We start from the raw sequence: 12,522 nt of genomic DNA on the forward strand, positions 1-12,522 counted from the left end.
GGCACTGCCACATCGCTGCTCGCGACGGGCACCCGAGCATTCCCTTCGGCTTGTTCCACCCAACGTCGGAGCAGGTTTGCGTTCAGCCTGTGATCCAGGGCGATGGCCGCAAGCGATACACCCGGTCTTCGGCAGGCTGCCACCACCTGGGCTTTGAACTCGACGCTATATCGCCGGCGTCGACGCCTTCCAACCGGTGCCTCTTCTTCGATAGTGTTCACGTGTCCACCTATTTAAGTGCACACGATGCTCCCAAGACCTTCAACGCTACTCAAGACGGGATGGCCGGGCGCTTACGTTGCACGGTCAAGAAACCGACGTGTACGCTGACTCGGGATATCAGGGGATCGAAAAGCGTCGCGAGACTTGCGCGGTGCGCTGGCACATCGCGATGAGACCAGGCAAGCGCAAAAAGCTGAATCTGAGTGATCGTTTGGATGCGATATACGATCAGATCGAGCGGCTGAAGACCCTATATCGCGGTTTGATGAAGAACACAGGCCAGATCACGACATTGTTTGCTCTGAGCAATCTATGGACGGCGCGTAGAGCTTTGCGCAAGGCTTGATAACCTACGCCGTGTTTTGCGCCTCAGTAGCGCTGCGCGGAGCGGCGCAAGTCGCAGACGCCTTAACGACTCAACAAATTCTCATCACCGCCATTACGAAAAATATAGAAGGTCAGCGCGCAAAATTCCGGTTGTGCAGACCTTTCCTAAGTATGCGTCTCGTACTTTCGACGTGCCGTACACCTCCATCCATTCCGACAGCGACGTTGTGCAGCCGACGATCCGCAACATACGACCCATCGGGTAAGTTTCTAGAATCACTAGGTCATTCCAAAGAACTGGGGGTACCCGATATCGAATCCTTACCGATTACGGACACAACAAGGGCGGGGTGCCCTATGTCACTCGTCAAGTGTGAGGGGCGGATTTCGCTTGATAGAAGGCGCCGTCGCGCAGCATGTGAAACTCGCTCCCGGTAGCACATACTAATGCGATCACCGATACGTGCTGCGCGGCGGGCGATTCCCGATCTGTGGTATTGCAGTGCCTGCGATGCGTCGTTGGATCGTGAAAGGGCCGCCCCTAGGCACTGACGTCAATGCCAGCGAGACGACCCCAACAGCCAGCGGGAAGTCGTCCTGATTGATCGCTGGCACTAGCGAGGACCGTAGGCCGACGCGGCGTTGAGAACGGACGAGGCCGTCCCAACTCGATAGGCGTAACCGACGGGCGCGATTGAAAAAGCCTCGCCCTTTGCCGATCTGCCGGTGGACTGAACGTACTGGTTTGCGTTTTCATGAAAAGAGTAGACATCGTCCGGCAAATCCAGACCGACCTGAATGCTCTGGTTAGTTCTAAGAAAATAGTTGCTTTCAACATAAACGACGCTGCCGCTTCCGATCTGCAGGGCGTTGTACTGGGTCTCGTCTGACCCGACGGCCGTGAGGCCAGTCGGTGTGGCGTCGTTATCGAAATAATTGTCGTAGGCGTGGACCCAGCCCCGCAGCAGCGGACGCCCCTTTAGGTTGGGGCCGAACTGGTTATGGTGCAAGGTGACATGCAGCCTGTGCCCACCATATGCATACGAATCCTGCCGAGATGCGCCCACTACCATCGCCAGGCGTTCATTGGCCAGATCTTGGTTCTTGCCCGTCCAGTCCCACAGGGGATCGGGGCGCATCGCCAGCCATTCATTGGTGAAATAAAACAGGCTATACGAGACCGTCACATTATCCGATGACAGCGTCACACTCATCAGATTGTCGCTCGTATCGTAGAAGGAACAATGATCGACCCATGCATTGGTGACCCGTCGCAGCGACACGCCTTCATAGTTGATGCCGGCGTTGTTGGATGTGCCGTAGACTTGGGCGGGTAGGGCCTGTAGATCTCCGATGACGCCATGAAAAGTGATGTTTCTGATCACGACATTCTGGATGTTCTGGTCTGCCGGCAGCATTTCGCCGTCGAATTTAAGCTGGACGTTTTTCAGCACCGCATTGCCACCGCTGGCGCCTTCGATCGTGGTGTTGTTCCAGTCCGTGCTGGCGAAGGTGATGGTCGTCAGTCGCGGTCCGCCGTAGATTTCGCCCTTGACTAGGATGTGGTGCTGTCGCGCGCTGAACGCAGCCAGCAGATCAGCGAGGCTGTCGACCGTGACGGCTGGATCGTCTGATCCGGTCGCCGTTGCGAAACCGCCGGTGTCCGTCGGCAGACGCGCGGTAATTGCGGTCCGATTGAAATTGGACCGCAAGCCTGTCTCTGCTGAGGGGGCTGGCGCAGAAGACGACCCGTGCCCCCCAACACAAGCGCACAGCAGATATGCGATCAATATTGTCAGGATCAGCTGCGGCTTCATTTCATTTCCTCCTTTCAGGCCCGCACATGGTCAAGAGCCGGCATAGGCGATTTCGGCACGAAGGTACTTCCGCACTGTCAGCTTCTCTCATTCAGCTTTGAAGTACGCCGGCGCCAATGTGCATCTTGTGGCGTGGCTGCTAGTTCGTGCCGCGCCCGGTAGGACCGCCGCCCGCGGGCGGATGTGAAATCCATGCCCACAGGAGCGTTCGAGATTGCGCCAATGCGCCAATGCGCGCGCCCAAGGCGCCATAACGCCCAGCCATTCACCGAAACCCGGTGGATGCCGGATTTCTGTCAAAAAGAGCGAGAATATCGGCTTTGCTAATGAGGGTCAATCCAGAGCCCACGCGGGAGAAGGTACTGAAGGCGGCCGACACGCTAGGGCAGTTGCACGCCGTAGACGTGATATCCGTCAAACAGCGAAAGCTAGCGGTCCAGCCGAGATGTTCTCGTACGGACCTCGATGCGAGGCCTACTCGCCAATGAACCGCCATTTTTGGCGTAGAACCGACGACTGAACGACGGAAAGAGGCACGTCTCCAAGTCGGAGCTCGACCGAACCCAACGACGTTTGGCCGGAACGGCCCTGATGCGCTTCCGACTCCGCGCCGTATTCATAGATGCTCCAGTTCCACGCAAAGATCTCGATAAGCTTCGTCATATTCTATCCATCCAGATGTCGAATTCTTAGTGTGGCCCGCGGCGTAGCACGTTAACGTTGCGGACGGTCCAGATTCGCCAACTGGTGAAATGCGGTAGTTTGTGTTACGTTGCTAACGCATTGATGCTTTTCGCCAAGTCTTGCGGTTCCCTCGCGTCCGCCCGTATCTAGGGGCTGCGCATTCACTGCCCGTTGCGATTCCACAGCCTGTGTCCGTCTGTAACAGCGAAACGTGCGCGGCTCGTCGGCCGAGTGTGGACAGTCGCTGGTCGCGATTGCCGGGCAATCACGTCCAGGAGAATCTATGTCAAAGGTCGATTGGCCCTATTCACGTCCAGGCACAGTTTCGTCTGCTCTGAACGCGTCGGTCCCGCGCGCGTCGAAGGTCGATCCCGTAACACCCCTGCAGTCGATCGACGGGATATCGCAGGACGAAGAGCAACAGGAGCGCTGGATGCGCACTCTCATCCGACTCGGCAACCAGCGCGGCTACCTGACTCATGCGGAAATCAACGATCATCTCCCCGACAATTTTGTGCATACCGCGGCCATTGAAATCATTGCCAGCACTTTCAACGACATCGGCATTGCTGTCTACGAGCAGGCGCCTGACACGGAGAAGCCGTTCTTGGACGACGCGGCGCCGGCAGCCACGTCGGACGACAAGGCAGATCTAGAGGCCGAAGGCGCGCTTTCAACCGTCGATCCTGAATTCGGGTGCACAACGGATCCCGTTCGGATGTATATGCGTGAAATGGGTGCGACCGAATTATTGACTCGCGCGGGCGAGACTGAGATTGCGAAACGCATCGAAGAGGGACTCCACGAAATGGGCTTGGCGATCGCACGCTGCCCGCCGACTGTCTTCACGATCCTTCGAATGGTAAAGCAGATTCAATCTGGTGAACTGCGCATCGATGAACTGGTCGACGGCCTAAATGAAGACTCCGAAGCGGTCCTTCGGTCGTTGCCAGAGCCGGCTAAAACCCCGGACATTGAACACGACAGCGCTAAGGGCGACGGCGGTGAGGGCAGCGTCGTCGAAGACCGGGACATGGTAAAGGGGAGCGAACCGCGAATGAAACAGCTCACGAGAGACGGCCTCGCTATCTTTGCGCGAGTTCGTGACCTGTACGAACAGATTTCAGAAGCCGACGCCGCGCAAGAAAACGGACAGGTCGCCCGCGAGCGCCTTTTTGAAGCGATCCAGCGGGAGCTTGCGGCTGTTCGCTTCACGGCACGGACTATCGATGCGCTATGCGCTGATGTGCAGCAGCAAGTCGCACAGGTACGTGCGGTCGAGCGACGTATTCAGCAGATTGCCGTTGACCGGTGCGGCATGCCGCGCGCGCGATTCGTCGAGTCGTTTTTGGGATACGAAACTGATCTCGCGTGGACTGAAAACTCGGCGACGTCCCGCGAGTACGGTGCGGCACTTTCACGCAGTCTACCGGAGATCCAGACTGAACAGCAGAAGCTTATCGATATTGAGGCTAAGGCCGGCCTGCCCTTGCAACACTTGAAGAAGATCAACCGGCAGATGGTGGCAGCCGAGTCGAAGATGCGGCAGGCGAAGCGCAAGATGATCGAGGCGAATCTGCGTCTCGTGGTCTCTATCGCGAGAAAGTACGCGAACCGAGGCGTGCCCCTTCTGGATCTGATCCAGGAAGGCAACATCGGCCTGATGAAAGCCGTCGACAAGTTTCAATATCGACGCGGCTGGAAGTTTTCAACTTACGCAACATGGTGGGTCAGGCAGTCAGTCACGCGTTGTCTTGCGGATCAGGCGCGCACAATCCGAGTCCCCTCGCATATGATCGAGTCAATCAACAAGCTAAACCGGATTTCGCGGGAGATTTTGCAGGAGACTGGGCAAAAGGCTAATCCTGCTGCGTTGGCTCAGCGCATGGAATTATCAGAAGACAAGATTCTTGACATACTGAAGGTCATGAGGCAACCCTTATCGCTCGAGACGCCAGTGGGCGAAGATGCCGACGCCACGCTTGGCGATATGATCGAAGATCCAATGGCGGGATCCCCGGCGGATGCGGCCGCGCGCTCGAATCTGCGAGCCGCAATCGACGAAGCGCTGGATTCATTGTCGCCGCGTGAAGCGAAAGTACTGCGAATGCGGTTCGGGATTGATGTAGCGTGCGGCTACACGCTCGAGGAACTTGGCAAACAATTCGACCTGACGCGCGAACGAATCCGGTACATCGAAAGCAAGGCGATGCGAAAACTGATGCAGCCAAATCGCGCCGACAAGTTACGGCGATTTGTCGACGATTAAGTCCCACGTCCACGCATCGGAGGGACTCGTGGTCAGAGCAACATCGAGCTGCAGCATCCCATCCCGATCTGTGTGTTCGCCAACAAGGAACACATCCGTTATCATCGAAATGTGATGGACCCGCTTGTCTACGATCGTGGCCGCATCCTTGAACGTTTCGCAGACGACGGCTCACGGCTTGGACGAACTCATGTGCATTGTCTATGCCAAGGACTTGAAGCCCGGTGCGATGGTTTCGCACCAATACGTAGACCTGTACATTGAGATAGTCAATGCTGCAACCGCAGAACCTTCGGATCGGTGTTGTCGAGAATCTTTGGCGTCTTTCGTGGCAGCGTGATACCGTTCAGACCAATGCCGATTGCGCTTGTCCGACGCCAAGGCGGCTTGCTTCGTCAGGATGCGGTCTATGCATCATAGTCGCCCCGCGTGAAACCACGAAAAGGAACCGACTTGACGATAAGGGCGGATTCGATGATAGGTCGTGTCCAGCTTCCTAGCATGAGCATCTACGTCATGGGAAGCCGCTTCACCAACAGTTCCCGCGCATGTGGACGGTCACTTTGACGTCTTTCGGAGTCGACCACCTTGGACCGCCGCCAATCCACCTTTTGCTGAACCTTATTCCAACGTCTGGTGCTCATTTGCTCACAATCGCTGCCAGCAAGCGAATGCGGCGGCTTGATTGTCCCCACGGCTTTTCGGCTACTGAGATGGATTCGAGCCGCTCGCTTAGGTACGCACTGCGAGCGACCCAATCGCGCAGCGTCGAATCCCTGAGTCGCGAAAAAAACGTCATCACGCTAGCTGTGAATATCGCCGTCAGCCTCAGCATCCTCCACAGGTTACGTATCCGATTCGGTGTCCGCACCATGTGCACGAAGGGCAGCGAAAGCGGCGCCGAACTGGGCGATTGCCTCTAAATCGTCATCCAACGCGAGCGATGAGTCATAGTCAGATAATGCATTTTCCGTCGCTTCGACAAGCATGGCCTCAAGCGTTTGCGGATCGATCCTTTTCCTGAGCATGGAAGACTCCTTGTGAGGTGTGCAGCCATTCCCAGCAATTTGTGGGCCACAAGAAAGAGACGGTCAGTGCAGGTTCCGACCGACTGGGCCCCATCACTTTGTCGCGTTCCGGACATGCGACCGTCATAAGTGCAACAAGATGGTCATCTCCGGTGCAGCATCGGAATCCCTGAGATTCGGCCCTCAAGAGGTGTCTTGTGAGACGTAATCTCCGGAAATCGAAAAAGCCTCGCCATTGTCAATGCAAGAATACCTTGACGCATCGCACACTTTGCCCTCTTGTCGATTTGTGTTTGCGGGACTTACCTTTATCATCCGCCGTGTCGAATCAGTTCATGGCCTCAGCTCGCGATGGAACTGGCAACAAGTTGGTGACGAGTTCTCAGGGGCTCCTCTGAAAGGGAGCGGTTTGTCGAATTGGAGGGAAGTTGCATGTATTGGGGAAAGGAACATATCGCGCACGAAACGATCGTCGTAAGTCTAATGGTTCGATCAAACCGTTTGGAGATTTGAATGCATTTTCATGAGCTAACCAATGACGAATGGGGGCGGCGACCAAGATACCCCGCGAATACGTTCGAGCATCGACCGCTTTAGCGAGATGGACCGATGGAACCCGGATCGTCTCTTACCCGGCGGTTGCGCGTGGCCGCGTTGCAGCGCTTTATCGAAGTTAACGGGTCCCTAGATTACAAACTCAATTCTATGGTCATCCGGCAGACAGTCAATCACAGCAAGCGCGTCGCGGCACTCGCGGGTAGGATGACGAGCAAGATGAGCGGGATGGGCTGGAACACGGACACCGCCTGCGAAATTTTGGCGAAGCGCCTGTCAGTTGCTGCGCTTTTTCACGACATAGGCAAAGCCGCTGTATCGGCACAAATCCTTGGCAAACCGAGTGCGCTTGACAAAGCGGAATACTCAGCGGCGAAGGCTCACGCGGCACTAGGTGCGAAGCTGATTGACCAGGTAGCTTCCGGCTTTCCGCAATCCGATTTGGCTGGTCTCCTCAGGGAGGTAGCCCTGTGTCATCACGAAAGATGGGACGGAACTGGCTATCCTAGCGGCCTTCGAGGCGAATCGATTCCGATGGCAGCGCGTCTCGTCTCAGTCGCTGATGCCTACGACGCCATCCGGTATGCGCGAGTCTACAAGCGCGCTATCCCCAGAAGTCAGGCGATACGGGCGATTGTTGATGGTGCAGGCTCGCAGTTCGACCCTCGTATGGTGCACCTCTTCCTTTCGGTCGTTTCTGCCGTTCGTCAGAAATAGATGGATCTAGAAGAGGAGGGAGGGGGCCACGGAACCGAAGCGCACCCTTCCCGATTCACTCGAACTCGCCAAGGGCAACTGATCCTTCACCAAATGAGTTCCTCTCCTCTCGCATGCCAAGTGTAGAACGATGCATGACTGAACCCCTGCTTCTCGCTTAGCTCTTTGACTGGCACACCGGCATCGGCTTCCTTCAGAAAACCGATGAGTTGTCCTTCCGTAAAGCGCTTCTTCATGTTCGTCTTCTTCTCCGAAACGAACTTTACTAGGTTCCGGTTAGCTCTACTCGTTGGGAGCAGGTCACTGGGGGACGAATCATGCGGGGCCTAGCAGCCCAAAGCCACAAATATCGAGGTGGGAAGATAGTAACGGGGATCACGGCCCGGATAGAAGCGCGAGGTCAGGGATCTCGACTATTGCTAGCGAGTGTTTCGCCGAAGCTCGATGATCGCACGAAGCTCGTCTGCACTAAATCTACCGTCCAGCACAATCTTTCCTTGCCGCCAGTCCGGCGCGTTCCGGACGTCATTCCAGTCGATCCAGCCATCAGCGTGTCTGAGTACATGTCGCGCTGTTTGGTCGTCCATGCTTCCTATCTCAGCGTATAAGGTTGATGAGCCGAACACGGCGTATTAAAGGATGATGCGTACTTCAGCGAACTTGATCGCCGATTTGGAATCGTGACCGACTCGGCGGGTCTGGCATTGCGCGATGTCGATTGTAGGTTTTTCCGCAGTTGAGATCGAGTTCGGGCTCCAGGACGTTGGGGTTTTGGGGATGTTTTCTAAGTGGTCCACCTGTGCGTGATCCAGTGATGACGCCACATGAGACGGTAAAGCATCGCGTCGGCAATGGTTTCGTCGCCACTCTACTCACGGATAGTCCCCAAAGAACGTTGCGCACGTCGTCAGGGCACGCTTCGACATTGAAACAATGCTGGTGCCCCAGCGCAGGGGATCCTCTCCATCTCAAATGCGCGACGCCGCCATTTGCGCAACCGAGTTCCGATATGTCCGCCTTCAGGAAGCTTCCTTGCATGTCTTTAGCCCCCCGGAAAGTCAAAACTTGACACATATCCGCGCGACCGCACGGTCGAGGGCCGCGAGATGTAGGGCATCAAGCGACGTTTGTTGGGCGACGCGTCCCACTGCTGTTGCAACCTGTGTCTGGCAATCTGTATTGCTGCGAAGAGGCGCCACGCCCTTCAAATTCAGCATGATATTGGCCTGCAGCTTATCCAGAATGGGTCGAATAACGCCCGGCAAGCTCTGGCGAGGCGTTGCGGGAGCATTGCCCTGACGCATCCAGTTGCTGAGCAGCTCGTACTGAATTTCTTTGTTAGCTTCAATTTGGTCCGAGAAAATGTTTGTCACATCCTCCGTGGTTAGTCCGTACTCAGACGCCATCGCCACCGCATTTGCAATGACTTGCGCTTCTCGCTGAGGGTCATAGACGGGTTGGCCCGTGTCCCACTTGTTCAGAGCGACCTGGTCCGCGGTGTTGAGGCGATCTGCCATGCTGCGCACGAGCGGCACGAACGCATCCCGCTGTGCCCCGGCAGAGCAGCCTGTCACGAGCCATACGGCTAGTGCGAGTGTCACGGCATTCCGAGTGCAAACACCCCTCATGTTCTTCTTCAGTTTCAAAACTACTACTCCCTATTGGTTCATTCTCGCCTGCGGCGAAGCGCTCCGATACGACGTCCATCGCTACAGTCGCTCTGCAGTTCGCACTACATTGGACCTCAAATCCGGATAGTTAGGACATGGTCTGAGCCAAGACATTGGTCAACGCTAATTTTCGACGCCCACTCGACAAGAATTTTCCATTTTCCAGAGCGCCGGAGAATTTAACGTAATCATCAAAACTCTCACGGTCCAGACAGTTGTCAACATGACCAGCAAGCAAAACCTCAGATTCCGCGCCCCCCCATTCTCGAACTTAAGCCGGCAAGCTCCGGGAGTTTGTCGTCCGACGTCCTTGAGCTTACATGCTTCGCCGAGCGCCCCCAGTTTGCCTCCGTTTTCAGTGGAGCCGACAATCGTCAGAAATCTTCCGATATCCCAACACGTTCAATCAAGGTCAGCTTGACCGCTTGTCGCGGAGCTCCTTCGTATAGACCGCTTTTGAAATTCGATTCATCCATACCTCCGCTTCTCGGTATTACGAAACGTTGGCTCACATTCTTTTCGACCGGGCATCATTGCGCCCGCAAGTCGGTGTTGCGGACGAAATCGCGGATCTTGCTGAACGCAAAAGCGAGGCGAGAGAAATCGTACGCTTACGATTGCTCAGGTCAGGGCCGCCGAACGACCTCGAACCTACAACGCCAAGCGGCCCGCTCAGTGCATTCATAGTAGTCGAGATCGTAAGGTCCGGATTTCCGGCGCCATAAACCTACATCGACCCTTAGACCAGGTAGCGGCGGCCTAGGGTCGAACCGTAGATCCAAATGGCCGCCTTGGGCAAGTTCGTAGGAGCACCGGACTAACGGCGATCGCACAGAACCGTCATTATCAAGTTGCGGCGGAAAAAACATGGCAGAAGTAAATTCCTTGATATTACCGTCGCCCGGCCCTCTCGAAGTACCAATCCATTCACCCTCGTTATCGTTGGTTGTTGCCGTGTACACACCCCGCGCAATCTTGATGTTGGCAGGCATCGGGCAGCTTTCGTACGTTTCAGCAGCAGCGCAATACGATGCACCGAGCGCAAGGACAACAACAAGTAAACTTCTCATCATCGGTTTCGTTTCTCCACTTTGCAAAACGGTAAGTTCAAGCATCTGATCGTCTGGCTGAGCACTCAACACATTCTATTATGCAAACTATAGGTGGCAGCCAATTTCGCCTTTTGATGACCTATAGTCCACGATGACCATAGAAACCAAAATCATATTTATACATTAATGACGCGGATGATGAAAAGTAAAAGTAACTTATGCCTGATAAAATATCGTTGATAGTATGTCGAGCCCATGTTTCTCGTAGCAACAAGGAGGCGGCGATAACGCATTCAGCGGACACGAGGAAATGACGAAGATGATCCGACGCACACTCAATGGCATTCAGCGCGAAACAGGCCACCCGCAATAGTCTGCGGACAGTATGAACGACAGTATGAACACTTACCAGGGCGGCGGGATCGCGACAGGTGCATGAACCAGGACCGTGCTGGCACGCGGCACTTGCCCGTCGGTGAACGGCAACAGTCTGTTGGCAGGAATGCGAAGAAATGAAAATGGCATCAAAAAGTAACCGGAAGTCGTGGGCTCTTTGCCCGCGTCGTGCCCGAGACCACCTCTCGACCTAGCAGCACGGTCCCCAACGACGATCGTGCGTTGGTATCAATATACTTGATGCTTTTTTCTGGCAGTCGCTCAGACAATTTCGTAAGGTACGCGATTGCGGCGCCCAGTGGACGAGTCACATAATTTACGGCATGTTAACAAAGGAATGTATATGGAAAAGATGAAGAGAGTGCTTTTTGGTGGCCTTCTGTCCGCGGTTCTAATGGGTGTGGCGGCGCAGGCCTTTGCGGTCGCAGCGAGCGATGTATGCATATACACAAACCAGAAAGACCCTACCGAGAGTTATCCCTACTACTGTGGGACCGGCCCGATAGATGGTCCGAGGAGTCAGGCGACGGAGTAAGGTGGCCGGTCTTTGGGCTTGGCACAATGTCGGCCGAGAACCTAGGCGATGACAAAAGGAACTCGCGCAATCATCAGCGGCGTAGTATCAAACGTAGCATTGGCCGATGTCCGAGGGGAAGGTGCACTGGTGGAACTGGCTTCCCATTCCGCTGTTTGTCTTGGCCAGATCACTGATTGCGGGCAAGGAACCCGCGGCGGAAGTGTTCCGCACGCCCGCCGCAATTGTGAAGTGCTTCTATCGAAATTAGGGAGCGGTTGACCCATTTCATGCGCCCGGTTTTTCGCCATCCAGAGGCCCCCGAGTTAGTCCATTAGCCGCGCAGGCCAGTCCTGCATGAACTGAGTTGGTGAAAGCCACGCCATGAATGACGACGACTGGCGGTTATAGAACATATCAAGGTATTTGAACAAGTCGGCCATGGCTTCGCGATGCGTGCGATACTGGATCAGACGGAATTGTCGAAGGCCAACAGGTTAAGCAGTGATTTGATTCAGATAAAAGCGTCGTGTGAACGCGACAGGCGATTGGTAGTCAGCAGCGCCTGCGGGCGTTGCCGGTTGTAGAGGATTTCGATGTATTCGGTGATCGCCAAACGTGCCTGCTCGCACGTGGCAAAACATTAATGCTAGACCAGTTCATTTTTCGGCGTTGCCCCGACGGATTCGATCGGGGCGTTGTTGTAGCGGTTGCCACGGCGGCTCAGCAACGCGTGTATGTCAAGGTGGCCGATGAGTGTTTGATAGGCGAGCGGCGCTAGTGCCATCCTCGATCGCTATGGTGAACCAAGCCGGCGGGTCACGACAGCGCGAAACAGCGTCGACATGACCAAATTTGTCGTCATCCGTTCCCTTACCGCCTAGCCGACAATTTCACCACTGTACAGTTCCTTCAGGCCGGCAAATACAGTCATGCCCCCGCCCCCGCTTCTCGGTATGACGAAACGTTGGCTGTAAGCGCCCGGCCATCCCGTCTTGAGTAGCGTTGAAGGTCTTGGGAGCATCGTGTGCACTTAAATAGGTGGACACGTGAACACTATCGAAGAAGAGGCACCGGTTGGAAGGCGTCGACGCCGGCGATATAGCGTCGAGTTCAAAGCCCAGGTGGTGGCAGCCTGCCGAAGACCGGGTGTATCGCTTGCGGCCATCGCCCTGGATCACAGGCTGAACGCAAACCTGCTCCGACGTTGGGTGGAACAAGCCGAAGGGAATGCTCGGGTGCCCGTCGCGAGCAGCGATGTGGCAGTGCCG

9 protein-coding genes and 3 pseudogenes are annotated in these 12,522 nt (G+C 55.6%); 4 read left to right on the forward strand and 8 right to left on the reverse strand.

The window, feature by feature from the left end:
- A partial coding sequence (locus GCT19_RS44700) for a transposase (RefSeq protein WP_152854892.1) occupies window positions 1-221 on the reverse strand: 221 nt, incomplete at its 3' end.
- A gap of 77 nt (window positions 222-298) precedes the next feature.
- Between GCT19_RS44700 and GCT19_RS39090 the strand changes: the two are divergent.
- Window positions 299-568, forward strand: a pseudogene (locus GCT19_RS39090) (IS5/IS1182 family transposase); the annotation flags it as partial.
- Between the two features lie 595 nt (window positions 569-1,163).
- Here the strand turns inward: GCT19_RS39090 and GCT19_RS39095 are convergent.
- Together GCT19_RS39095 and GCT19_RS39100 are read right to left on the reverse strand one after the other, a co-directional pair.
- Window positions 1,164-2,366, reverse strand: a complete 1,203-nt coding sequence (locus GCT19_RS39095; protein ID WP_018437108.1) for a pectate lyase family protein — start codon at window positions 2,364-2,366, stop codon at window positions 1,164-1,166.
- A 474-nt stretch (window positions 2,367-2,840) separates the two neighbouring features.
- Entirely contained in the window at window positions 2,841-3,029 is a 189-nt protein-coding gene (locus tag GCT19_RS39100) for a hypothetical protein (RefSeq protein ID WP_018437109.1), read from the reverse strand.
- Window positions 3,030-3,333: 304 nt separating this feature from the next.
- On the opposite strand from GCT19_RS39100, the gene rpoD reads away from it, so the two are divergent.
- Window positions 3,334-5,319, forward strand: coding sequence for an RNA polymerase sigma factor RpoD (gene rpoD, locus GCT19_RS39105; RefSeq protein WP_018437110.1), 1,986 nt, complete (start codon window positions 3,334-3,336; stop codon window positions 5,317-5,319).
- Window positions 5,320-6,164: 845 nt separating this feature from the next.
- Here the strand turns inward: rpoD and GCT19_RS39110 are convergent.
- On the reverse strand, window positions 6,165-6,347 hold the full coding sequence (locus GCT19_RS39110; RefSeq protein ID WP_018437111.1) for a hypothetical protein: 183 nt from the start codon (window positions 6,345-6,347) through the stop codon (window positions 6,165-6,167).
- A gap of 609 nt (window positions 6,348-6,956) precedes the next feature.
- Here GCT19_RS39110 and GCT19_RS39115 point away from each other — a divergent pair.
- On the forward strand, window positions 6,957-7,619 hold the full coding sequence (locus GCT19_RS39115) for an HD-GYP domain-containing protein (RefSeq protein WP_051106791.1): 663 nt from the start codon (window positions 6,957-6,959) through the stop codon (window positions 7,617-7,619).
- A gap of 107 nt (window positions 7,620-7,726) precedes the next feature.
- On the opposite strand, the pseudogene GCT19_RS39120 reads toward GCT19_RS39115, so the two are convergent.
- The 4 genes and pseudogenes from GCT19_RS39120 to GCT19_RS39135 form a co-directional block, all read right to left on the reverse strand.
- Window positions 7,727-7,855 (reverse strand): annotated as a pseudogene (locus GCT19_RS39120) (transposase); the annotation flags it as partial.
- Window positions 7,856-8,677: 822 nt separating this feature from the next.
- Window positions 8,678-9,247 (reverse strand): chorismate mutase, encoded by a 570-nt coding sequence (locus GCT19_RS39125; protein WP_152854894.1) that lies wholly within the window; start codon window positions 9,245-9,247, stop codon window positions 8,678-8,680.
- Window positions 9,248-9,915: 668 nt separating this feature from the next.
- Window positions 9,916-10,404: a DUF3757 domain-containing protein gene (locus GCT19_RS44975; protein WP_152854893.1), complete on the reverse strand. Its 489-nt coding sequence runs from the start codon at window positions 10,402-10,404 to the stop codon at window positions 9,916-9,918.
- A gap of 1,344 nt (window positions 10,405-11,748) precedes the next feature.
- Window positions 11,749-12,188, reverse strand: a pseudogene (locus GCT19_RS39135) (IS3 family transposase); the annotation flags it as partial.
- A gap of 112 nt (window positions 12,189-12,300) precedes the next feature.
- Between GCT19_RS39135 and GCT19_RS39140 the strand changes: the two are divergent.
- Window positions 12,301-12,522: transposase (locus GCT19_RS39140; RefSeq protein WP_152854892.1), on the forward strand; the 222-nt coding region annotated here is incomplete at its 3' end.

The sequence above is a fragment of the Paraburkholderia atlantica genome, from assembly GCF_009362785.1.
In the GTDB taxonomy this organism is placed as follows: Bacteria; Pseudomonadota; Gammaproteobacteria; order Burkholderiales; family Burkholderiaceae; genus Paraburkholderia; species Paraburkholderia atlantica.